This is a genomic window from Geodermatophilus sp. SYSU D00710 (assembly GCF_054050195.1).
The window spans coordinates 15434-38132 of record NZ_JBJGYX010000048.1; the positions used below are offsets into that span (position 1 = coordinate 15434).

The 22699-nt window shown below is 75.3% G+C and carries 18 protein-coding genes; 12 read left to right on the plus strand and 6 right to left on the minus strand.

The window, feature by feature from the left end; translation table 11 throughout:
• Positions 1-22: 22 nt before the first annotated feature.
• Positions 23-1414, minus strand: coding sequence for an aspartate aminotransferase family protein (locus ACI78U_RS18660; RefSeq protein WP_456876884.1), 1392 nt, complete (start codon positions 1412-1414; stop codon positions 23-25).
• Positions 1415-1634: 220 nt separating this feature from the next.
• Between ACI78U_RS18660 and ACI78U_RS18665 the strand changes: the two genes are divergently transcribed.
• On the plus strand, positions 1635-3074 hold the full coding sequence (locus tag ACI78U_RS18665; protein WP_456876885.1) for an aldehyde dehydrogenase family protein: 1440 nt from the start codon (positions 1635-1637) through the stop codon (positions 3072-3074).
• 60 nt (positions 3075-3134) lie between these two features.
• Here the strand turns inward: ACI78U_RS18665 and gabT are convergent, their stop codons facing one another.
• Positions 3135-4487, minus strand: a complete 1353-nt coding sequence (gene gabT / locus ACI78U_RS18670; protein WP_456876886.1) for a 4-aminobutyrate--2-oxoglutarate transaminase — start codon at positions 4485-4487, stop codon at positions 3135-3137.
• 159 nt (positions 4488-4646) lie between these two features.
• Here gabT and ACI78U_RS18675 point away from each other — a divergent pair, with 159 nt between their 5' ends.
• Both ACI78U_RS18675 and ACI78U_RS18680 read left to right on the plus strand, forming a co-directional pair.
• The gene (locus tag ACI78U_RS18675; RefSeq protein ID WP_456876887.1) at positions 4647-6152 is read left to right on the plus strand and encodes a PucR family transcriptional regulator ligand-binding domain-containing protein; all 1506 of its coding nucleotides are present in this window, start codon (positions 4647-4649) and stop codon (positions 6150-6152) included.
• A 103-nt stretch (positions 6153-6255) separates the two neighbouring features.
• A complete protein-coding gene (locus ACI78U_RS18680) occupies positions 6256-6753 on the plus strand; it encodes an Lrp/AsnC family transcriptional regulator (protein ID WP_456876888.1) in 498 nt (165 codons plus the stop codon).
• Positions 6754-6832: 79 nt separating this feature from the next.
• On the opposite strand, the gene ACI78U_RS18685 is transcribed toward ACI78U_RS18680, so the two are convergent.
• Entirely contained in the window at positions 6833-8728 is a 1896-nt protein-coding gene (locus ACI78U_RS18685) for a primary-amine oxidase (protein WP_456876889.1), read from the minus strand.
• Positions 8725-9765 carry an agmatinase gene (gene speB, locus ACI78U_RS18690; RefSeq protein WP_456876890.1) on the minus strand — a complete coding sequence of 347 codons (1041 nt, stop codon included), beginning with the start codon at positions 9763-9765 and terminating at the stop codon, positions 8725-8727. The genes ACI78U_RS18685 and speB overlap by 4 nt, the downstream gene beginning before the upstream one ends.
• A gap of 404 nt (positions 9766-10169) precedes the next feature.
• On the opposite strand from speB, the gene ACI78U_RS18695 reads away from it, so the two are divergent.
• Positions 10170-11699 (plus strand): APC family permease, encoded by a 1530-nt coding sequence (locus ACI78U_RS18695; RefSeq protein WP_456876891.1) that lies wholly within the window; start codon positions 10170-10172, stop codon positions 11697-11699.
• 85 nt (positions 11700-11784) lie between these two features.
• Here ACI78U_RS18695 and ACI78U_RS18700 read toward each other — a convergent pair whose 3' ends face one another.
• Together ACI78U_RS18700 and ACI78U_RS18705 are read right to left on the minus strand one after the other, a co-directional pair.
• Positions 11785-12669 carry a hypothetical protein gene (locus ACI78U_RS18700; protein ID WP_456876892.1) on the minus strand — a complete coding sequence of 295 codons (885 nt, stop codon included), beginning with the start codon at positions 12667-12669 and terminating at the stop codon, positions 11785-11787.
• Between the two features lie 188 nt (positions 12670-12857).
• Positions 12858-13715, minus strand: a complete 858-nt coding sequence (locus tag ACI78U_RS18705) for an aldo/keto reductase (protein WP_456876893.1) — start codon at positions 13713-13715, stop codon at positions 12858-12860.
• Between the two features lie 118 nt (positions 13716-13833).
• Here ACI78U_RS18705 and ACI78U_RS18710 point away from each other — a divergent pair, with 118 nt between their 5' ends.
• The 8 genes from ACI78U_RS18710 to ACI78U_RS18745 all read left to right on the plus strand — a co-directional run bounded on the left by ACI78U_RS18710 (position 13834) and on the right by ACI78U_RS18745 (position 22620).
• A complete protein-coding gene (locus ACI78U_RS18710; RefSeq protein ID WP_456876894.1) occupies positions 13834-15168 on the plus strand; it encodes a replication-associated recombination protein A in 1335 nt (444 codons plus the stop codon).
• A gap of 82 nt (positions 15169-15250) precedes the next feature.
• Positions 15251-15676 (plus strand): DUF948 domain-containing protein, encoded by a 426-nt coding sequence (locus ACI78U_RS18715; protein ID WP_456876895.1) that lies wholly within the window; start codon positions 15251-15253, stop codon positions 15674-15676.
• Complete coding sequence (locus tag ACI78U_RS18720) at positions 15676-15972, plus strand: hypothetical protein (RefSeq protein WP_456876896.1); 297 nt, start codon at positions 15676-15678, stop codon at positions 15970-15972. The genes ACI78U_RS18715 and ACI78U_RS18720 overlap by 1 nt, the downstream gene beginning before the upstream one ends.
• A 50-nt stretch (positions 15973-16022) precedes the next feature.
• A complete protein-coding gene (alaS, locus tag ACI78U_RS18725) occupies positions 16023-18710 on the plus strand; it encodes an alanine--tRNA ligase (RefSeq protein ID WP_456876897.1) in 2688 nt (895 codons plus the stop codon).
• A gap of 5 nt (positions 18711-18715) precedes the next feature.
• The gene (gene ruvX / locus ACI78U_RS18730) at positions 18716-19372 is read left to right on the plus strand and encodes a Holliday junction resolvase RuvX (RefSeq protein ID WP_456876898.1); all 657 of its coding nucleotides are present in this window, start codon (positions 18716-18718) and stop codon (positions 19370-19372) included.
• 73 nt (positions 19373-19445) lie between these two features.
• Positions 19446-21128, plus strand: coding sequence for an endolytic transglycosylase MltG (gene mltG, locus ACI78U_RS18735; protein ID WP_456876899.1), 1683 nt, complete (start codon positions 19446-19448; stop codon positions 21126-21128).
• Positions 21121-21948 (plus strand): shikimate dehydrogenase, encoded by an 828-nt coding sequence (locus ACI78U_RS18740; protein ID WP_456876900.1) that lies wholly within the window; start codon positions 21121-21123, stop codon positions 21946-21948. Before mltG ends, ACI78U_RS18740 begins: the two co-directional genes overlap by 8 nt.
• 6 nt (positions 21949-21954) lie before the next feature.
• Positions 21955-22620: a prepilin peptidase gene (locus ACI78U_RS18745; protein WP_456876901.1), complete on the plus strand. Its 666-nt coding sequence runs from the start codon at positions 21955-21957 to the stop codon at positions 22618-22620.
• Positions 22621-22699 lie beyond the last annotated feature (79 nt).

Sequence of the window (22699 nt, forward strand, 5' to 3'; positions counted from 1 at the left end):
AGAGCTTCCTGTGCCTGGAGTGTCACAGCCGGGCCCAGGCCTCGGTCAGCACGCTGCGGAGGATCTGCTCCATCTCGTCGAACTCGGCCTGTCCGCAGACCAGCGGCGGGGCGAGCTGGATGACCGGGTCCCCGCGGTCGTCGGCGCGGCAGTACAGGCCGGCGTCGAACAGCGCGCCGGAGAGGAACCCGCGCAGCAGCCGCTCGGACTCCGCGGCGTCGAAGGTCTCCTTCGTCGCCTTGTCCTTCACCAGTTCGATCCCGTAGAAGTACCCGTCGCCGCGGACGTCGCCGACGATCGGCAGGTCCAGCAGCTCCTCCAGGGTCGCGCGGAAGGCGCCCTCCTCGTCGAGGACCCGCTGCTCGAGTCCCTCCTCGGCCATGAGGTCGAGGTTGGCCAGGGCCACCGCGCAGCTGACCGGGTGCCCGCCGAAGGTGTACCCGTGCGGGAACGACGCGGTGTCGCGGAGGAAGGGCTCGACGACGCGGCTCGAGGCGATCATGGCGCCGATGGGGGAGTAGCCCGAGGTCATGCCCTTGGCGCAGGTGATCATGTCCGGCACGAAGCCGAACTTCGTGCACGCGAAGGTCGTGCCCAGCCGGCCGAAGGCGCAGATCACCTCGTCGCTGACCAGCAGCACGTCGTGCCGGTCGCAGATCTCGCGCACCCGCGCGAAGTAGCCGGGGGGCGGCGGGAAGCAGCCGCCGGCGTTCTGCACCGGCTCCAGGAAGACGGCGGCCACCGTGTCCGGGCCCTCGAAGAGGATCGCCTGCTCGATCTGGTCGGCCGCCCACCGGCCGAACGTCTCGGGGTCGTCGCCGAACACCGGCGCCCGGTAGAGGTTGGTGTTGGGCACCCGGACGCTGCCGGGCACCAGCGGCTCGAAGGGCTGCTTGAGCGCGGGGATGCCGGTGATCGACAGCGCCCCGTGCGTGGTCCCGTGGTAGGCCACCGCCCGGCTGATCACCTTGGTCTTCTGCGGCCGGCCCGTCAGCTTGAAGTACTGCTTGGCCACCTTCCACGCCGTCTCCACGGCCTCGCTGCCGCCGGTGGTGAAGAAGACCCGGTCCAGGTCGCCGGGAGCGGCGGCGGCCAGCCGCTGCGAGAGCTCGATCGCCGTCGGGTGGGCGTAGGACCACAGCGGGAAGAACGCCAGCTGCTCGGCCTGGCGGGCGGCGGCCTCGGCGAGCACGCGCCGGCCGTGGCCGGCCTGGACGACGAACAGGCCGGCCAGGCCGTCGAGGTACCGGCGTCCGCGGTCGTCGTAGATCGACGCGCCCTCGCCGCGGACGATCACCGGCGGCGGGGTGTCGCGGTAGGCGCCCATGCGGGAGAAGTGCAGCCACAGGTTGGCGGTCGCGTCCGCACCGAGGGCCTGGTCCGGCGTCGCGACGTCCTGCTCCGTGGTGGTCATGGGTACGGATCCCGTCGTCAGGAGGGGCGTGTGGTGCGTGGATCGTAGTCCCGGGGGCTCCGGACGGACCAGACCGTCAGCCCCCGGCCGATGCCCGCCGACGTCGGCGGTGTGCCACGACGGCGTCCCCGCGTCGCGGCGGTGGACGGATCGGCCGTCCCGGGACCCCGCCCTCCTCCGGCACGCTCGCTGCGCAGCCCCGCGTCCCCGAGGAGGAACCGTGACCACCACCCCGTACTGGATCGCCGGGCGTCCCGCGCACGGCGGTGAGGTGCTCGAGGTCCGCTCGCCGCACGACGGGTCGCTCGCCGGCCGGACCACCACCGCCACCGCCGACGACGTCGAGACCGCGGTCGCCGAGGCCGCCCGGGTGCGCCGCGAGCTCGCCGCCACCCCCGCGCACGTGCGGGCCGCCGCCCTCGACCACGTCTCGCGCCGGCTCACCGAGCGCGCCGAGGAGGTCGCCGCGCTCATCACGGCCGAGTCGGGCAAGCCGCTGAAGTGGTCCCGGCTCGAGGTCGCCCGCGCGGTGTCGACCTTCCGCTGGGGCGCCGAGGAGGCCCGCCGCTGGTCGGGCACCCTGCAGCGGCTGGACACCGACCCGGCGGCCACCGGCCGGATGGCGCTGGTGCGGCGCGTCCCCCGGGGCCCGGTGCTCGGCATCGCCCCGTTCAACTTCCCGCTCAACCTGGTGGCCCACAAGGTGGCGCCGGCGATCGCCGTCGGTGCGCCGATCGTGCTCAAGCCCGCCCCGGCCACCCCGCTGACGGCGCTGCTGCTCGGTGAGCTCCTCGCCGAGACCGCGCTGCCCTCGGGCGCCTGGTCGGTGCTGCCGGTCCCGAACGAGGTCGCCGCCGACCTCGTCCGCGACCCCCGGCTGCCGGTCGTCTCGTTCACCGGCTCGGTGCCGGTGGGCTGGTCGATCAGGGAGTCCGCGCCGCGCAAGCACGTCACCCTCGAGCTCGGCGGCAACGCCGCCGCCGTCGTCGGGCCGGACCAGGACGACGAGAAGTCCCTGTCGTGGGCGGCGTCGCGGATCGCGACGTTCGCCATGTACCAGGCCGGGCAGTCCTGCATCTCCGTGCAGCGGGTGTTCGCCCACCGGGCGGTCGCCGAGGCGCTGACCACGCGGGTGGTCGAGGCGGTGCAGCGGCTGGCCACCGGCGACCCCACCGACGAGAGCACCGACGTCGGCCCGCTCATCGACGAGGCCGCCGCCCGCCGGGTGGAGAGCTGGGTCGCCGACGCCGTCGCCGCCGGCGCGCGGGTGCTCACCGGCGGGCAGCGCACCGGCGCGACGTACGCGCCCACCGTCGTCACCGACGTTCCCGCGACGGAGAAGCTGGCGTGCGAGGAGGTCTTCGGCCCGGTGGTGGTCATCGACGTCGTCGACTCGCTCGACGAGGCCTTCGACCGGGTCAACGACAGCCGCTTCGGGCTGCAGGCCGGGGTGTTCACCCGCGACCTGCAGGTGGCCTTCCGCGCCGCCGCGGTGCTCGACGTCGGCGGCGTGGTCATCGGCGACGTGCCCAGCTTCCGCGCCGACCAGATGCCCTACGGCGGGGTCAAGGACTCCGGCACCGGCCGGGAGGGCGTGCACGCGGCGATGGAGGACCTCACCGAGGAGCGCGTCCTGGTGCTCACCGGCATCGACGTGTAGCCCCCCACGGCACGAGGCCCCGGTCCCTGCGGGGACCGGGGCCTCGTCGTGCGGGGCGGGTCAGCCGGCGTGCGCGGCGAACGCGGCCTCGAGGACGTCGAGCCCCTCGCCGAGCAGGTCCTGGCCGATGACCAGGGGCGGCAGGAAGCGCAGCACGTTGCCGAACGTGCCGGCGGTCAGGACGACGACGCCCTCGGCGTGGCAGGCGCGCGCGATGCGGCCGGTGAGGGCGGCGTCGGGCTCGGTGGTGCCCGGCCGGACCAGCTCGACGGCGATCATCGCGCCCCGCCCGCGGACGTCGCCGATGGCCGGCGTCCGCTCCTGCAGCGCGCGCAGGCGGGGGAGCATGGTGTCGCCGATGGCGCGCGCGGCGCCGGCGAGGTCGCGCTCGCGCATGGTCTCGATCGAGGCCAGGGCGGCGGCGCAGGCCACCGGGTTGCCGCCGTAGGTGCCGCCGAGCCCGCCGGTGTGCACGGCGTCCATGATCTCGGCGCGGCCGGTCACGGCGGCCAGCGGCAGGCCGCCGGCCATGCCCTTGGCCAGGGTGACCAGGTCGGGGACGACGCCCTCGTGGTCGGCGGCGAACCAGTCGCCGGTGCGGCAGAAGCCGGTCTGCACCTCGTCGGCGACGAGGACCGCGCCCGACGCGCGGCACCACTCGGCCAGCGCCGGCAGGAAGCCCGGGGCCGGGACGACGAAGCCGCCCTCGCCCTGGATCGGCTCGATGAGCACCGCGGCGACGTTGGCCGCGCCGACCTGGGCCTCGATCTGCGCGATGGCGCGGGCGGCGGCCTCGGCCCCGGTGAGGCCCGGGGCGTCGCGGAACGGGTAGGACATCGGGACCCGGTAGACCTCGGGCGCGAACGGGCCGAAGCGGTGCTTGTACGGCATGTTCTTCGCCGTCAGCGCCATCGTGAGGTTGGTCCGGCCGTGGTAGGCGTGGTCGAACACGACGACGGCCTGCCGGCCGGTCGCGTGCCGGGCGATCTTGACGGCGTTCTCGACGGCCTCCGAGCCGGTGTTGAACAGCGCCGACCGCTTCTCGTGGTCGCCGGGGGTGACCCGGGCGAGCTCCTCGCAGACGGCGACGTAGCCCTCGTAGGGCGTGACCATGAAACAGGTGTGGGTGAAGGCCGCCACCTGCTCCCGCACCGCGGCGACGACCCGCGGGGCGGCGTTGCCGACGTTGACCACCGCGATGCCCGAGCCCAGGTCGATCAGCGAGTTGCCGTCGACGTCGACGACCACCCCGCCGCCGGCGCGCTCGACGAACACCGGCAGGGTGGTGCCGACCCCGGCCGACACGACGGCGGCCCGGCGGGCCATGAGCTCCTGGGACCGGGGACCGGGGACCGGGGTGACCAGCCGCCGCTCCTGGGGCAGCGTGGCGGTGGGCTCGAGCAGGTCGGTCACGGCAGCTCCTCGGTCTGGCGGATGGGCCGGCGGGACGGGCCGGCTGCCTCCGGCGGGGGAGGCGTCCGCCTGCGAGTGTGGGACGCCCGCCACACCGGCGGTACCGTCCACACCGGCGCGTCGTGGGGACGCGGATGTCCACTCTGTCAGGAGTCCTCCGTGCCGGTCACCGTCGCCGACCTGGTTGCCGACCCGGCGCTCGACCTCGTGCTGCACACGCCAGGGGGCGGGGTGGACCGGCCGGTGTCCTGGGTGCACGTCAGCGAGCTGGCCGACCCGACGCCGTTCCTCGAGGGCGGTGAGCTGCTGCTGACCACCGGCCTGGCGCTGCGCGAGGAGCCCGTCGGCCCGTACGTCTCGCGGCTGGCCGCGGCCGGCGTCGTCGGGCTGGGCCTGGGCACCGGGCTGGGGGTCGACGCCGTCCCCGCCGAGCTGGTGGCCGCCGCCGAGGGCGCCGGCCTGGCGCTGCTCGAGGTGCCCCGGCGGACGCCGTTCATCGCCCTGTCCCGCACCGTCTCGGCCGCGCTGGCCGCCGACGAGTACGCGGCCGTGGCCAGGGCGGCGACTGCGCAGCAGGAGCTGACCCGGGCCGCGCTGGCGCCCGGCTCGCCGGCCCCGCTGCTGCAGCGGCTGGCCCGGCAGGTCGCCGGCTGGGTGCTGCTCCTCGACACCGCCGGCACCGTGCTGGAGGCGGTCCCGCCGTCGGCGGCCGAGCGGGCCGCGGCCCTCGCGCCGGAGCTGGACCGGCTGCGGTCGGTGCGCGCGCCGGCGAGCGCGGCGCTGTCCGGGCCGGGGGAGACGGTGCTGCTGCAGTCGCTGGGCACCGAGCGGCGCACGCGGGGCTTCCTGGCGGTGGGCCGGCCCGGGCCCGTGGGCGCGGCCGACCGGCACGTGGTCAACACCGCGGTCGGCCTGCTGACCCTCCGCCTGGAGCAGTCGCGCGGGCTCGACAGCGCCATGGCCGCGTTGCGGGCGGCCCTGCTGCGGATGCTGCTGGCCGGCGAGGAGGCCGCCGTCGCCGACACGGTCGCCGCGCTGGGGGAGCGGTTACCCGCCGAGCCGCTGCGGGTGCTGGCGGTCCTCGGCGCCGCCGGGCGGCGCGCGGCCGCCGTCGACGTGGCCGCCGACGCCGCGGCCGCCGCCGGATCGGCGTCCTTCTCCGCCGAGCTCGACGGCGCGCTGGTCCTGCTCGTCGCCTCCGACGGGCCGCTACCCGAGCGGCTGGAGGCGCTGCCCGAGCGGGTGCCCGACACCGCCGTCGGGATCTCCGGCCCGGTGCCCTGGGGGCGGCTGGCCGACGGCGTGCGCCAGGCCCGGCAGGCCGCGGAGCACAGCCGGGCGCGCGGCGGCGGGGTCACCTCGTTCGCCGGCCTCGCCGGGCAGGGACTGCCGGCGCTGCTCGACCCCGCGGCCACCCGCGCGTTCGCCGACGCGCTGCTGGCGCCGCTGGTGGCCGCCGACCGCGCCGGTGCCGGCGACCTGGTCGACTCGCTGCGGGCCTGGCTGGCCCACCACGGGCAGTGGGAGCCGGCGGCGGCGGCCCTCGGCGTGCACCGGCACACGCTGCGCAAGCGCATGCGGCGGGCGGGGGACCTGCTCGGCCGCGACCTCGACGAACCCGGCACCCGGGTCGAGCTCTGGCTGGCCCTGCACCCGCCCGCGTAGCGCCACCGGCGGCGGGCGGCACCCACCCGGACGGGTGCCGCCCGGGTGGGCCGGGGCACCGCCCTCGCTAGGCTGCAGGGACAGCGGCGGCCGGGAGGGGGCGGTGGCGATCCGGGAGCGTGAGTTCGTCCTGGACGACGTCTCCAGGGCGATCATCGAGCAGCTCCAGCAGGACGGCCGGCGTCCCTACGCCCGGGTGGCGCACGCCGTCGGGCTGTCCGAGGCCGCTGTCCGCCAGCGGGTGCAGCGGCTGCTCGACGCCGGGGTCATGCAGGTCGTGGCGGTGACCGACCCGATGCAGGTCGGGTTCTCCCGCCAGGCGATGGTCACCGTGCGGACCGCCGGCGACCCGCGCGTCGTCGGCGATGCGATCGCCGCGCTGCCCGAGGTCGTCTACGTGGTGGTCACCGCCGGCCCGGCCGACCTGCTCGTCGAGGTGGTCGCCGAGGACGACGACCAGTTGCTCGGGACCGTGGCCCGCATCCGGGCCGTCGAGGGTGTGACCTCCACCGAGACGCACATCTACCTGGGGCTGCGCAAGCAGACCTACGCCTGGGGCACCCGCCGCCCCGACCTCCCGCCCACCGCCGCCGGCATCTGAGCCGGTCGGTGCTGGAACGGCCCCCTCGCAGGGGCCCGCCGCGAGCGGAGCGAGCGGTGGGGGGCGAGGGGGTCCTTCCTCAGTGGCAGTGCCGCGCGGCGGTCGGCGGCACGTCGAGGGCGGGGTTGCGGTCGAAGAAGCCCACCGGCCGGAGCTGGAAGGACACCGTGTCGACCGGCATGACCGGCCAGTCCTCGGGCCGGGTGACGTGGTGGATGCCGAACACGTGCCAGAGCACGATGTCGGTGTCGGCGATGGACCGGCCGGCCTCGATCCACCGCGGCAGCCCGGCGTCGCGGCGGCTCTGGTTGCAGAACTCGCCGGCCGGCCAGCGCTCCTCCTCGTCGTAGCGGGTGACCCAGAGCGGGTGCGCAACGACGCCGGCCCGCTGCAGGATCGGTGAGGACGGATCGGCCAGCGGCGGGATCCCCGCGCCGGACACCAGCTTGTAGCCGGGCGGGGTGCCCAGCCGGGTGGTCCGGGTGCGGTTGACCACCTTCCAGCTGCGCTGGGAGGCCCAGTCGGGGTCCTGGCCGCCCTCGGCCTCGGTCTCCAGCGCCCGGGTGCGCTGCACGACCGCGAGGCCGTAGGGGTTCTGCGGCGAGATCGGCGCCGCCTCGCTTTCCGAGACCAGCACGGTGTTCTCCGGCCCGTCGACCTCCATGTCGAGGCGGGCGACGACGAAGTGCTGGTGGAACGGCGCGTAGGTCTGCTCGTCGACCACCGTGCCGTACGGCGGCGGGGTGTCCGCGTAGGAGGTGGTCACCATGATCCCGGTGGCGCGGACCTCGCACTCGATCGTGCCGTCCTGGTAGAAGCGCCAGTAGGTCAGGTACTCGTAGTTGGCCACCGTGGCGTGGAACGAGACCACCATCCGCCGCGACCGCCGGACCTCGGCGCCGGCCTTCTCGTCGACGTGCTTCCACAGCACGCCGTCGTCCTCCTCGTGCAGGCAGATGGCGTTCGTGATCGTGTACGGCTCGCCGCGGGTGTCGTGCAGGACGGCGTCGACGTAGGTGATCTCGCCCAGGCAGTCGCAGCCGAGCTCCAGCGACGTCGTCATGAAGCCCAGGCCCCACTCGCCGATGTCGAAGGCGGTGCGGCGGTAGTGGTCGGGGCCGGGGTCGCGGTAGGGGACCACCATCTCGGCGAAGGACAGCCGGTGCGCGATCGGCCGGGTGCCGGTGCCGTCGTCGTAGCCGACCCGGTGGATCACCAGGCCCTCGCGGTGGTTGAAGCCCAGCCGCATCGTCCAGTTCTGCCAGCGCAGCTCGCAGCCGTCGAGGCTGAACGACACGCCCTCGGGCTGGGTGATCTCCAGCGGCTTGAGGTCGCTGCGCTGCACCAGCCCGGGGACCAGCGAGGGCGCGTACTCGCCCATGGCCAGGTTCGGCCCGGGCGGCGGGGTGTCCTCGACCCGCAGCAGTTCCATGGTGTTGAGGTCGACGACGAAGTGCAGCCCGTTGACCGGGTTGGCGTAGGGGTTGCCGCCCGGCACCGAGCGGCGCCACACGTCGGTCCAGCCCACCCGCCGGTCCCGCAGCCCCTCGGGGATGAGCGAGTGGCCGTAGGCCCAGGTGTCGATGAGGACCAGGTCGAGGTCGGTGATGCCGCGCTTCGCCAGCGCCTCGACGACGGTGGGGTGCCGGATGAGGGCCTCGTGCGCCTCGTGCCACTCGTCGAGGGTCATGTTGGGCTGCTCGCCGGGCACCGCCTCCCACGAGAGCACGGCGTCGTCGGTGAGGGACACGACGGCCTTGTGGGCGGTGCCCTCCTCGCGGCTCCAGCAGGTGACCCGGGCCTCGCGCCGGATGGGGTCGCCCGGGGTGAACGCGCGGACGACGTCCTTGGCCGGCTCCTTGAGCTCGATCGAGGCGAAGCGCCAGCGCTCGTCGACACCTCGGTCGCGGCGCAGGACCGCGGCGGCGGCGCGGAACTCGTCGGCGTTCAGCGGGTCGAGGGGGTGGGCGGTCATGCCTGGGTCTCCGGGGTGGTGTGGGGGCGGTCGGCGAGGAGGGGGAGGGAGGGGTCCCAGCGGGTGCCGTCGCGGGCGTCGCGGCGGCGCCGGGCGATGGCCGAGAGGGCCTCGAGCACCACCCGGTTGGCGAGGGCGGCGGTGATGTCGGCGTGGTCGTAGGGCGGGCTCACCTCGACGACGTCGACGCCGACCACCGGCAGCTCGAGGCAGATGCGGCGGACGGAGTCGAGCAGCTGGCGTGCCGACAGCCCGCCCGGTTCGGGCGTCCCGGTGCCGGGTGCGTGCCCGGGGTCGCAGACGTCGATGTCGACCGACAGGAACACGCCCTCGCACTCGTCGGTCGCGATGCCGAACGCCTCGGTCAGGCAGGCCTCGAGCCCGCGGTGGCCGATCTCGGTCATCTCGTAGGAGCGCATCCGCTGGTGCGCCATCCAGTCCAGCGTCTCCGGGGGCGGCCAGTAGCCGCGCAGCCCGATCTGCAGGAACCGGTCGCCGCGCAGCGCGCCGGACTCGATGAGCCGGCGCATGGGCTGGCCGTGACCCCACAGCGAGCCGAACTCGATGTCGCCGGTGTCGGCGTGCGCGTCGAAGTGGATCATCGAGACCCGGCCGTGGCCGAGGACGTTGGCCACGCCCTTCGCGTCGGCGAAGGCGATCGAGTGGTCCCCGCCGAGCACGACCGGGATCGCGCCGGCACGGGCCACCTCCTCCACGGCCGCCTCCAGCGCCGGCAGGGCGGTCGCGATGTCGCCGGAGTACATCTCGACGTCGCCGGCGTCGACCACCCGCAGGTCGCGCAGCCCGTCGGTGCGCAGCGCCAGGCTGGGCCGGGACCCGTCGTGGCCCAGGTAGTCGGTTGTCCGGATGGCCTGGGGGCCGAACCGGGTGCCGGGACGGTGCGACGTCCCCCCGTCGAACGGCGCCCCCACGACCACGACGTCGGCGTCGGCGTAGCTGGCGGGGTCGTCGAGGTCGCAGCGATCGACGCCGAGGTAGGTGACGTCGGGCCCGTACTGGGCGCCGTAGCGGGTCATCGTGTCGCCGTCCGATCGGTCGTGCGGTCGCGGTGCCCGCAGCGTACGGGTCCATCCTGACGACGGGATCCGCGGTGTCAAGGACGGTGGACGACGGATTCCGGGGACCGCAGGTCCTCGGGGCGCTCGTTGTGGCGTCTCCGGCCCGGGATCACTGCTGCTCGGCGTGGGCCGCGCGGGCGATCGACGGAATGCGTCACGCGCGTGCCGACACGCGCCGGAAACAGTCGCCGTGCATCCTCCTCACGCAGCGATCCGTGTGCCGGAGTGTCGACACCCCGGACGGCGGGTGTACGGCGCGGACCCTTCCGCTCCCGCGACGGTCACCCGATCGTCTCTCGCTGTGACCCGGCGCACAGGCCGGGCCTGGCTCTACGCCGTTCGGCGCAACGAGGAGGACGTGCATGACCCTGGACCAGCGGCCGGCGCCCGGACCGGCGGACCTGAGGGCCAAGGGGCTCTCGAGCAACTCGGTGGGGCTGCTCGCCAGCGTCGTCCTGGGGATCTCCAGCATCGCGCCGGTCTACGCGCTCACCGCGACGCTCGGCCCCACGGTGACCGAGGTCGGCCTGCAGATGCCGGCCGTCTTCCTCGTCGGCTTCATCCCGATGCTGCTGGTGGCCTACGGCTACCGGGAGCTCAACCGGGTGGCGCCGGACTGTGGCACCTCGTTCACCTGGGCCACCAAGGCGTTCAACCCCTACGTCGGCTGGCTCGCCGGCTGGGGCGCGCTGCTGGCCACGATCATCGTGCTGTCCAACCTCGCCGGGGTCGCCGTCTCCTTCTTCTACCTGCTGCTGGGGGAGATCACCGGGTCGGAGAGCCTCGCCTCGCTGGGCGACGACCGGCTGGTCAACGTGCTGACCTGCGTCGTGTTCGTCGCCCTGGCCACCTGGGTCACCTACCGCGGGGTAGAGGTCACCAAGCGGGTGCAGTACACCCTGGTGGGCTTCCAGATGGCGGTGCTGCTGCTGTTCGTCGTGCTCGCGCTGGTCAAGTCCGGCTCGGCGCCCGGCGGCATCCCCTTCGAGTTCTCCTGGCTCGACCCGACCGCGATCTCCTCCTTCAGCGCCTTCACCGCGGGGCTGTCGCTGTCGCTGTTCATCTACTGGGGCTGGGACACCTGCCTGACGGTCAACGAGGAGACCACCGGCTCCGCGCGGACGCCCGGCCGCGCCGCGCTGGTGACCATCGCCGTCATCGTGCTCACCTACCTGACCGCGGCGATCGCGGTGCAGATGTACGCCGGCATCGGTACCGAGGGCACGGGCCTGGGCAACCCGGACACCGGGGACAACGTCTTCGCCGCGCTCGCCGGGCCGGTGCTCGGCCCGGGGCTGGCGTTCCTGCTCTTCCTCGCGGTGGTGGCGAGCTCGGCGTCGTCGCTGCAGACCACGTTCCTCCCGCCGACCCGCACCCTGCTGGCGATGGCGACCTACGGCGCGCTGCCGAAGGGCCTGGCCGACGTGCACCCGCGCTACCGCGGCCCGTCCACGGCCACGCTCGTCGCCGGTGCCGGGACGGCGCTGTTCTACGTGGGGATGACGCTCATCAGCGAGAACGTGCTCATCGACACGATCTACGCGCTGGGCCTGATGATCTGCTTCTACTACGGGATCACCGCCTACGCCTGCGTCTGGTACTTCCGCCACGAGCTGCGCCGCAGCACCAAGGACCTCCTGGTCAAGGGCGTCATGCCCCTGCTGGGGGCGCTGATGCTGACCGCGGTGTTCGTCCAGACGGCCATCGACACCCTCGACCCGGCCTACGGCAGCGGCTCGTCGGTGTTCGGCCTGGGCAGCGTGTTCGTCATCGGGATCGGCCTGCTGGTGCTGGGCGCGGTGCTCATGCTGGTGTGGCGCTCGCGGCACCCGGGGTTCTTCCGCGGCGAGACGCTGCGCCAGGACACCCCGTCGCTGGTCTTCGACGACTGAGCGAGCGGCCTGCTTCGAGTTGGTCATCGGACGTGTGCACGGTCGCGCGGCGTGTCCGCGCGTGTCGCGTGCACACGTCCGATGATCACGAGCCGAGCCCGCCCGGGCGCCAGCCGCGGCCGACCAGGGCGGCTCGCGAGCGCTCGGCCACGACGGCGGGTCCACCCAGGTGCCGCGCGGCGAAGCGCAGCACCAGCCACCCGCCGGCCGCCATGAGCGAGTAGCGATCGACGTCCCGGCCGAACTGGCCGGCCTCGGCGTGCTGCCGCCCCTCGTACTCGACCGCGACGCGGTACCGCTCCCAGCCCAGATCGGCGTGCGCGACCACGCGGCCGGACCGGTCGAGGACGGGGACCTGCACCTGTGGTGCAGGCAGGTCGCTGGTCGCGAGCCAGTAGCGCAGGAGGCTCTCCGGACGGGACATCGACCCGCCGTCGAGCAACGCGGCGCACGTCCGGGCCGCCACCACCCCGCGGACACGGTCCGCGCGGACCAGCCGGCCGTCGAGTGCTGCGCGGGTCAGGGCGCCGGTCCGGAGCAGGGCGTCGCCGACCGCGACCAGCTCGGCGGCCGGGAGTCTCGGGGCGAGGTCGAGGAACGTCTGGGCGCCGGAGGTGACCCGCAGCCCGTCCAGCTCGGCGACGTCCTCGCTGCGCAGGTCCCTGACCGCCACGGCCAGACCGCGCCGCTGCGGCAGCACCGGCCGGGGTCGCAATACGACCTGGACCTCAGGTGGAGGGTCAGTGTGTGCGCCGAGCAGGGCGGCGGCCGTCTCGAGGCCGAACGCGGCGTCGGGTGGGAGCAGCCGGGTCCACGCCCGGCAGCGGACGGCCAGCGACGACGGTTCCGCCCGGGACAGGTACAGGCCACGGGAGAGCTCCTCGCCGCCTTCCGCGATCTGGCGCCGCGTCGCTCCGCGCCGCCGGGCGTCCGTCCACGTCCAGCTCGACCCGAGGTCCAGGGGTTCCATGCGGCCACGCTCGGGGCGGCCGGCGCCGGTGCGGCGGGCGCGCCGTCGGCTGTGGACGGCGCTCCGGGTTGTGCACGGAGGCGCGTCAGGCCGTGATCATCGGGTGCGTGCACGGGCGGACGGCGTGTCCCCGACGGTGTCGTGCACACGTCCGATGATCAAGTCGAGACGACGCCCGACGCCCGCCCTCAGCCGTCCAGGCGGGCCAGCTGCTCGGGCGTCAGCCGCAGGTCCGCCGCGGCCGCGGAGTCCTGGATCGACGCCGGCCGCGACGCCCCGGGGATGGGCACCACGACGTCGGCCTGCGCCAGGTGCCAGGCCAGCGTCACCCGGTACACCGACACCCCCAGCTCCTGCGCGACCTCGGCGAAGGCCGGCGCGGCCGACCCCAGCGACCCCGCCGACGACACGCCGCCGAACGGGCTCCACGGCAGGAACGCCAGCCCGTGCCCGGCGCAGTGCGCGATCTCGTCGGCGGAGTGCCGCCACCCCGGCGAGAACTGGTTCTGCACGGCCACCAGCGCCGGTCCCACGATCGACCGGGCGACGTCGATCTGCGCGACGTCGGCGTTGGAGATGCCCACCATCTGCACCAGGCCGTCGTCGGCGAGCTGCCGCAGCGCGCCCATCGACTCCTCCCACGGCGTCGCGGGGTCCGGCCGGTGGAACTGGTAGAGCCCGATCGCGTTGACGCCCAGGCGCCGCAGCGAGGCCTCGCACGCCTGCCGCAGGTAGGCGGGGGACCCGTCGAGCTCCCAGTCGGTGCCGCGGCGGGTGTGCCCACCCTTGGTCGCGACCAGCACGTCGCGCCCCCCGTCGCCGTAGGAGGCCAGCGCCTCGGCCACGACCGACTCGTTGTGCCCGAACTCGGACTCGTCGAGGGCGTAGGCGTCGGCGGTGTCGACCAGCGTCACGCCCGCGTCGAGCGCGGCGTGCACGGTGGCGACGGCGTCCTCCCGGGAGGGGCGGTCGCTCCGGGTGGACAGGGGCATCGCCCCGAGCCCGATGGCGCTGACGGTCCGGTCTCCGATGTGTCGCTGCTGCACGGGACCGTCGTGCCCCGCGGGTAGCGTCGCCAAGCGTGAGCGGACAGGCGCGTGAGCATCGCAGGGAGCGCCAGCGACCGAGGAGCGGAGCGCGCCGCGGGAGCGAACCGGAGGCTCGGTGACCAGCCTGTTCGACGAGCCGGTGGAGGCGGGCGGCGCCACCGTCGACCCGGGCGCCCCGCTGGCGGTGCGGATGCGGCCGCAATCGCTCGACGAGGTCGTCGGCCAGTCGCACCTGCTGGGCCCGCGCGCGCCGCTGCGCCGGCTGGTCGAGGCCGACGAGCCGATGTCGCTGGTGCTCTACGGCCCGCCCGGCACCGGCAAGACCACGCTCGCGCACGTCATCTCCCTGGCCACCAAGCGCCAGTTCGTGCAGCTGTCGGCGCTCGACGCCGGGGTCAAGGAGGTCCGCGCGGTCATCCAGGGCGCCAAGCGGGAGCTCACCTACGGCGGCCGGCGCACCGTGCTGTTCATCGACGAGGTGCACCGGTTCTCCAAGACCCAGCAGGACTCCCTGCTGTCCGCGGTCGAGGACCGCATCGTCAGCCTGATCGCGGCCACCACCGAGAACCCGTTCTTCTCCGTCGTCAGCCCGCTGCTCTCGCGCAGCCTGGTGCTGGCGCTGCAGCCGCTGTCCGACCACGACGTCCGCACGCTGCTGCACCGTGCCCTCACCAGCGAGCGCGGCCTCGACGGCGCGGTGACGCTGGCCGCCGACGCCGAGGAGCACCTGGTCCGCATCGCCGGCGGCGACGGGCGCAAGGCGCTCACGGCGCTGGAGTCCGGCGCCGGCGCCGCGCGGGCCGCGGGCGCGGGCGAGATCGACCTCGCCACGCTCGAGACCGCCGTCGCCCAGGCCGCCGTCCGCTACGACCGGCAGGGCGACGTCCACTACGACGTCGCCAGCGCGCTCATCAAGTCCATCCGCGGCAGCGACGTCGACGCCGCGCTGCACTACCTGGCGCGGATGGTCGTGGCGGGGGAGGACCCGCGCTTCATCGCCCGGCGCCTGGTCATCTCCGCCAGCGAGGACATCGGCATGGCCGACCCCACGGCCCTGCAGACGGCGGTCGCCGCGGCCGAGGCGGTGGCCTTCATCGGCATGCCCGAGGGCCACTTCCCACTGGCCCACGCCGTCGTGCACCTGGCCACCGCGCCGAAGTCCAACGCGGTCACCGTGGCCATCGGCGAGTCGGTTGCCGACGTGCGGGCGGGGCTCGGCGGGCCGGTGCCGCCGGGCCTGCGCGACGCGCACTACGGCGGGGCGAAGAAGCTCGGGCACGGGACGGGCTACGTCTACCCGCACGACGCGCCCGAGGGCATCGTGCCGCAGCAGTACCCGCCCGACGCGCTGGTCGGACGCGACTACTACCGGCCCACCGGCCGCGGCGCGGAGAGCGCCATCGGCGCGCGGCTGGTCAAGCTCCGGGCGATCCTCCGGCGCACCCGCTGACCGCCGGAGGCCGCGACTACTGTGGCCACGCCGGGCGTTGCCGACCACGCCGGCCGCCGACGCAACGAAGAGGAGACCCCGCGTGTCCGCAGGAGAGTGGGCCGGACTGATCGCCGCCCTGGCGCTGGTGCTGCTGGTGGTGCTGCTCGCCGTCCCGCTGCTGAAGCTCGGGCGCACCCTGGACGAGACGACGCTGACCATCCGCCAGGTGCGGGAGCAGAGCCGGCCGATCCTCGGCCAGGCCCAGACGACGATCGCCCAGGTCAACAGCAACCTCGAGCGGGTCGACGACATCACCGGCAACGCGGCCAACGTGTCGAGCAACGTCGCCGCGCTGACCAGCGTGGTGGCCGCCACCGTCGGCAGCCCGCTGATCAAGGTCGCCGCGTTCAGCTACGGCGTGCGCAGCGCCGCCCGCAAGCGCCGCGAGGGCCAGGCGATCGCCGAGGCCGCCGCCCGCGACAAGGCCGCGCGCCGCGAGCGCCGTGCCGCCCGGCGGGCCGCCTGATGCGCCGGCTGTTCTGGCTGGCGATGGGCGTCACCATCGGCGCGCTCGTCGTCCGCAAGCTGTCCCGCGCCGCCGAGAGGATGACGCCCGCCGGGATCGGCGCCTCGATCGCCGAGGGCCTGCGCGACCTCGCCGACGCCATCGGCGACTTCGGCGCCGACGTGCGCGCCGCGGCCGCCGCGCGCGAGGAGGAACTGCGCGCCGGCACCGGCCTCGACGCGCCGCTGCCCGAGCGCGACCAGGCCCAGCTACCCACGCTGCCCGCGCGTCGGGGCGCGCACGCCGCCGACCGCTGAGCAGCTCCCACCCCGCGGGGGCTCCCCCCGCCCCGAGGACCGAGTAGGCCATGCAGACCGCCGAGATCCGCCGCCGCTTCCTGCAGCACTTCGAGCAGCGCGGCCACACCGTCGTGCCCAGCGCCTCGCTGGTGTCGCCCGACCCCTCGCTGCTGTTCACCGTCGCCGGGATGGTGCCCTTCATCCCGTACCTCACCGGCCGCGAGCCGGCGCCGTTCCCGCGCGCGACCAGCGTGCAGAAGTGCGTGCGCACCCTCGACATCGAGGAGGTGGGCAAGACCACCCGCCACGGCACGTTCTTCCAGATGAACGGCAACTTCTCCTTCGGCGACTACTTCAAGGAGGGTGCGGTCCAGCACGCCTGGGACCTGGTCACCGGGCCGGTGGCCGAGGGCGGGCTGGGCTTCGACCCCGACCGCATCTGGGTGACGGTCTACCTCGACGACGACGAGGCCGCCGACGCCTGGCACCGCGTCGCGGGCCTGCCGCGGGACCGCATCCAGCGGCTGGGCAAGAAGGACAACTACTGGCACACCGGCGCCGACGGTCCCGGCGGCCCGTGCTCGGAGATCTACTACGACCGCGGTCCGGAGTTCGGCCCCGACGGCGGGCCCCTGGTGGACACCGCCGGCGACCGGTTCCTCGAGATCTGGAACCTCGTCTTCATGCAGTACGAGCTCACCGACGTCCGGAGCAAGGAGGACTTCCGGATCGTCGGCGAGCTGCCGAAGAAGAACATCGACACCGGCATGGGCCTGGAGCGGGTCGCCTACCTGCTGCAGGGCGTCGACAACATGTACGAGATCGACGAGGTGGCGCCGGTGCTGCGCCGCGGCGCCGAGCTCGCCGGCGTCACCTACGGCAAGGACCACGACACCGACGTCCGGCTGCGCGTCGTCGCCGACCACGTCCGCAGCGGGCTGATGCTCATCGGCGACGGCGTCACGCCCGGCAACGAGGGCCGCGGGTACATCCTGCGCCGGCTGCTGCGCCGCGCCGTCCGCTCGATGCGGCTGCTCGGCGTCGACGCCGCCACTCTGCCCGAGCTGCTGCCGGTCTCCCGCGACGCGATGGGCGCGAGCTACCCCGAGCTGGTCACCGACTTCGACCGCATCAGCGCCGTCGCCTACGCCGAGGAGGAGGCGTTCCGGCGCACCCTCACCTCCGGCACCGCGCTGTTCGACACCGCGGTGGCGCAGGCCAAGGCCGCCGGCACGCCGTCGCTGTCGGGGGAGCAGGCGTTCTCCCTGCACGACACCTACGGCTTCCCGATCGACGTCACCCTCGAGATGGCCGCCGAGCAGGGCGTGACCGTCGACGAGGCGGGCTTCCGCGCGCTCATGCAGCAGCAGCGCGACCGCGCCCGCGCCGACGCCCGCGCCAAGCGCACCGGCTCGGTCGACGTGCTGGCCTACCGGCGGCTGCTCGCCGAGCACGGCCCCACCGACTGGCGGGCCTACGACACGCTGCGCACCGACTCCCGGGTGCTCGGCGTGGTGAGTGAACTCGGTGAGGAGGACACGCCGGCCGCCCCCGCCGGGCCGGGCGAGGTCACCCGCGTCGTCCTCGACCGCACGCCGTTCTACGCCGAGTCCGGCGGCCAGGTCGCCGACGCCGGCACGCTCACCTGGGACGGCGGCCGTGCCGAGGTGCTCGACGTGCAGCGCCCGGTCAAGGGCCTGGTCGTGCACCAGGTGCGGGTGCTCGAGGGTGCGCTGGCCGAGGGCGCCGAGCTCACCGCCGAGGTCGACCGCGAGTGGCGGCTGTCGGCCTGCCAGGCGCACTCGGGCACGCACGTGGTGCACGCCGCGCTGCGCCAGGTGCTCGGCCCCCAGGCGCTGCAGTCCGGGTCCTACAACCGCCCCGGCTACCTGCGGCTGGACTTCGCCTGGCAGGGCGCGCTGACCCTGCAGCAGCGGCACGACATCGAGGACGTCGCCAACGCCGCCGTCCGCGCCGACCACCGGGTGCGGGCGGAGTTCATGACCCTGCCCGAGGCCCAGGCCATCGGCGCGCTGGCGCTGTTCGGCGAGACCTACGGCGAGAAGGTCCGCGTCGTCGAGATCGGCGGGCCCTGGTCGCGCGAGCTCTGCGGTGGCACGCACGTCACCGGCAGCGCGCAGATCGGCACGCTGGCGCTGACCGGCGAGTCGTCGGTCGGGTCGGGCGCGCGCCGGGTCGAGGCGGTCGTCGGCCTCGAGGGCTTCCGCTACCTCGCCCGCGAGCGCGACCTCGTCCGCCAGCTCGGCGAGCTGCTCAAGTCGCCCACCGACGGCCTGGTCGACCGGGTCGGCGGCGTCCTGTCACGGCTGCGCGACGCCGAGCGCGAGATCGCCGAGCTGCGCGCCGCGCAGAACAAGGCCGCCGTCGGTCAGCTGGCCGCAGACGCGCGGGACGTCGGCGGCATCGCCGTCGTCACCGCCGCGCCGGCCGGGCTCTCCGGCGGCGACCTGCGCACCCTGGCCCTCGACGTCCGCGGGCGGCTCGGCGAGCGTCCGGGTGTCGTCTTGCTCGCCTCCGAGGCCGGGGGCAAGGTGGCTCTCGTCGCCGCGCTCACCCCGGCCGCGCAGGAGCGCGGCCTCTCGGCCAACGACGTGCTGCGGGCGGCAGCGGCCCCGGTCGGGGGCCGCGGAGGCGGGAAGGCCGACGTCGCCCAGGGGGGCGGCACGGACCCGGGCGGCATCCCCGCCGCCCTCCAGGCCGGCGAACAGGCGGTCGCGACCGCCGCAGGGAGGTGACCGGAGTGCCCGAGCAGCGCCCCGACGAGACCGGCGACGTGGGCGAGCGGCGCGTGCAGGGCCGCCCGGCCGTGCCGCCGGCCCGTCCGCGCCAGACCCCGCCGCAGCCGGTGCACCACCGCACCGAGCAGATCGACCTGCGCGCCGGGTTCCCGCCGGTGCGCAACGAGACGACCGAGATCGACCTCTCGCAGGGGCTGCCGGCCGGGCTGCCGCTGCCCCCGCGCCGCACCCGCCAGGGGCGCCGGCTCGGTCTCGACGTCGGCACGGTGCGCGTCGGCGTCGCGCTGTCCGACCCCACCGGCACGCTCGCCAGCCCGCTGGAGACCGTCGAGCGCCGCCGGGACGGGTCCGACCTGGACCGGATCGCCGCGCTCGTGGCCGAACACGAGGTGACAGAGGTGATCGTGGGGGAGCCGAGGCACCTGTCGGGTGCGTCGGGCGCCTCCGCTCGGGAAGCGCGTGCCTACTCTCGGTCACTCGCCGGGCGCATCGGCAGCGTGCCCGTGCACCTCGTCGACGAGAGGCTCTCCACCGTGACCGCGTCCAGCTCCCTGCGGGCGAACGGGCTCGACAGCCGCGCCCAGCGCCCGGTGATCGACCAGGCCGCCGCCGTGGTCATCCTCCAGGCGTATCTCGACTCCCAGCGGGGGCGCTCATGACCGAGCTCGCGAGGTCGTGGGTGGGCGCAGCACCGGCGGGCGCCGGTGCACCGAGCGCCAGCGAGGTGTGCCGGTGACCGGTCCGGTCCCGCCGTACGGGGGGCGGGGCCGGCACGCGGTGTCCGACGACGTCCCCGGCACGGGGAGCCCGGCCGGCGCCTGGTACGGCAACCGGCCGGTCGACGAGCCGCCGACGGCGCACCTCCCGGTGGGCCCGGCCCCGACCGGACCCGTGCTCAGCGGCCGGCACTCGGTACCCGGTGGCGGGCCCGACGACGTCCCCGGTGACGGCGTGCCCGGTCCCGGCGGGCCCGGCGACGACGACCGCACCGGCCCACTGCCCACCGGCCAGCCGGCGCCGCCCGCGGCCGGCCTGCCGCCGCGCCCGAAGAGCGCCTGGTCGCGGATGGCCGGGCAGGGCGCCGCCGACCCCGACGCCACCGTGGCCGCCTACGGCACGGACCCGTCCCCCGAGGACCACCCCCCGTACGACCCGCACGAGGACGACGAGGCCACCGGCGGCCTCGACGTCCTCGGTGCCGGTGGCCGGGACGGCGGCCGCCGGGGTCGCCGCGGCCGGCGTTCCGCCGCCGCGCTCGAGCACCCCGAGCCCGAGCACCACGAGGACGCCTACGACGTCCACTCCGACGACCACACCGACGAGCACCCCGTGCTCGGCGCGGGCCGGCGCAGCGGCTCCGGCAAGCGCCGCCGCGGGCCGCTGGCCAACGTGCTCGCCCTGCTGGTGCTGGCCGGGCTCGTCGCCGGCATCGTGTTCGGCGGCCGGGCGCTGATCGGCCTGGTCAACCCCCAGGCCGAGGACTACTCCGGCGCCGGCACCGGCACCGTCGAGGTCCGCGTCGGCGAGGGCGACACCCTCAGCGACATCGCCGGCACGCTGGTCGACGCCGGCGTCATCGCCTCCAGCGAGCCGTTCCTCGACGCCGCGGAGACCCAGCCCGCCGCCATGGGCATCCAGCCCGGCGTCTACAGCCTGCGCGAGCAGATGAGCGGTGCCGCCGCCCTCGACCTGCTGCTCGACCCGGCCACCCGGCAGGTCTCGCGGGTCACCGTGCCCGAGGGCTTCACCGTCGAGGCCACCCTGCAGCGGATCGCCGAGACCACCGGGCTGCCGATCGAGGACCTCCGGGCCGCCGCGGCCGACCCCGCCGCCCTGGGCCTGCCGGCGTACGCCAACGGGCAGCTCGAGGGCTTCCTGTTCCCGGCCACCTACGACGTCGAGCCCGACGCCACCGCCGCCGACGTGCTGTCGGCGATGGTCAGCCGGTTCACCGAGACGGCCGCCGACTTGCAGCTCGAGCAGCGCGCCGCGGCCGCCGGCCGCTCGGTGTACGACGTCGTGGTCGTCGCCTCGATGGTGCAGTCGGAGACCCTGCTCGACGAGGAGCGCCCGAACGTCGCGCAGGTGGTCTACAACCGGCTGGCGCAGGGCATCGCGCTGGGCATCGACGCCACCCTCGCCTACGGCCTGCAGAAGAACGGCAACGAGCTCACCGTCACCGACCTGCAGACCGACAGCCCGTACAACACCCGCACCCGGGCGGGCCTGCCGCCCACGCCGATCAGCGCGCCGGGTGAGGCCTCGCTGGAGGCGGCGCTCGCCCCGAGCACCGGTGACCTCCTGTACTACGTCCTGGAGTCGCAGGACGGCCGGCACTTCTTCACCGCCAGCTACGACGAGTTCGTGGCCGCCCGGCAGCGCTGCGCCGACGCCGGCCTCGGGTGCGGTGGCTGACCGGCCGGTGCCCGCCGCTGGTCCCGCCGGCCGGGCGGCCGTCCTCGGCCGCCCGGTCGGGCACTCGCTGTCGCCGCTGCTGCACCGCGCGGCCTACGCCGCGCTCGGCCTGACCGGGTGGACCTACGACGCGCTCGACCTCGGCCCCGAGGACCTGCCGGTCCTGCTCGCCGGGCTGGGGCCGGAGTGGCGCGGCTTCTCGGTGACCATGCCGAACAAGCAGGCCGCCGTCGCCGCCGCCGACGACGTCGAGCCGCTGCCGCGGCTGCTCGGCGCGGCCAACACCCTCGTGCACACCGGGTCGGGCTGGCGGGCGGAGAACACCGACGTCCACGGGGTCGGGATGGCCCTGCAGGTCGGCGGCGTCGAGCAGGTCGCGCACGCCGCGATCGTCGGCGGCGGGGGGACGGCGGCCGCCGCGGCCGTGGCGCTGGCCGAGCTCGGCGCCGAGTCGGTCGACGTCCTCGTCCGCGAGCCGTCCCGGGCCGCCGACGTCGAACGGGTGCTCGGCGCGCTCGGCGTCGAGGCCGTCGTCCGGCGGATCGCGGCCGGCCCGGTCGAGGCGCCGGTCGTCGTCAGCACCGTGCCCATCGGCGCGCACCGCGACCTCGCCGGCCTGCAGTGGCGCGGCGGGCAGACGCTGCTCGACGTCCTCTACGCGCCGTGGCCCACGCCGCTGGCCGCGCAGGCGGAGGCGGCCGGCGCCACCGTCGTCGGGGGCCTCGAGGTGCTGTTCTGGCAGGCCACCGTGCAGGTGGAGCTGATGACCGGGCGGCCCGCGCCGCTGGGCGCCATGCGCGCCGCCCTGGACGCCCGCTGACCCGGAGTGGACGACGTCCTCCCGCGCGGGCCGCTGTTCGCCCTGGCGTTGCTGACCGCTGCCGTCGCCGGCCCGCTGCTGGCCCGCACCGCCGTCCGGCTGGCCACCCGCGACCCCGTCGCCCGCGCCACGCCGGCCCGCGCGGCCGCCTCGGCCGGCGTGCTGGGCGGACTGCTGTGCGGCGCGGTGCTGCTCACCGGCGCCCGCCCGGCCGGGCTCGCCTACGCCTGGGCGGCCGGCGCCGCCGTCGTCCTCGCGCAGGTCGACCTGGCCGTCCACCGGCTGCCCGACCGGGTGACCTACCCGGCTGCCGCCGTGGGGGCGCTCGCACTGCTGGCGGACGCGGCGCTGACCGGCACCTGGCCGGCGCTGCTGCGCGCGCTGCTCGCCGCCGCCCTGGCCGGGGGCATCGCCCTGGCCGCCGTGCTGGCCTGCCCGCCGGGCCTGGGTCTCGGCGACGTCAAGCTGCTCGCGCTGCTCGGCCTGCTGCTCGGCTGGGCCGGGTGGGGCGTGCTGCTGGCCGGCGTGTTCCTCGGCCTGCTCGCCGGTGCCACGGTCTCGCTGGTGCTGGTGGCCACGCGGCGGGCGGGGTGGCGCACGCCGGTGCCGTTCGGGCCGCCGCTGCTGCTCGGCGCCGCCCTGGCCCTGCTCGTGGAGGGCCCGCTGGGCTGAGCCGGCCGCGGCGTGCGGGGATCAGGGTCCCTGATCGTCGGGCGTCCTCCCGCACGTCCCACCGTGAGGGAGGACGCCG

Coding starts and splice junctions, on each gene's coding strand:
- ACI78U_RS18660 (WP_456876884.1), bottom strand. CDS start 1,414: ATGACCACCACGGAGCAGGACGTCGCGACGCCGGACCAGGCCCTCGGT.
- ACI78U_RS18685 (WP_456876889.1), bottom strand. CDS start 8,728: ATGACCGCCCACCCCCTCGACCCGCTGAACGCCGACGAGTTCCGCGCC.
- speB (WP_456876890.1), bottom strand. CDS start 9,765: ATGACCCGCTACGGCGCCCAGTACGGGCCCGACGTCACCTACCTCGGC.
- ACI78U_RS18695 (WP_456876891.1), top strand. CDS start 10,170: ATGACCCTGGACCAGCGGCCGGCGCCCGGACCGGCGGACCTGAGGGCC.
- ACI78U_RS18700 (WP_456876892.1), bottom strand. CDS start 12,669: ATGGAACCCCTGGACCTCGGGTCGAGCTGGACGTGGACGGACGCCCGG.
- ACI78U_RS18720 (WP_456876896.1), top strand. CDS start 15,676: ATGCGCCGGCTGTTCTGGCTGGCGATGGGCGTCACCATCGGCGCGCTC.
- alaS (WP_456876897.1), top strand. CDS start 16,023: ATGCAGACCGCCGAGATCCGCCGCCGCTTCCTGCAGCACTTCGAGCAG.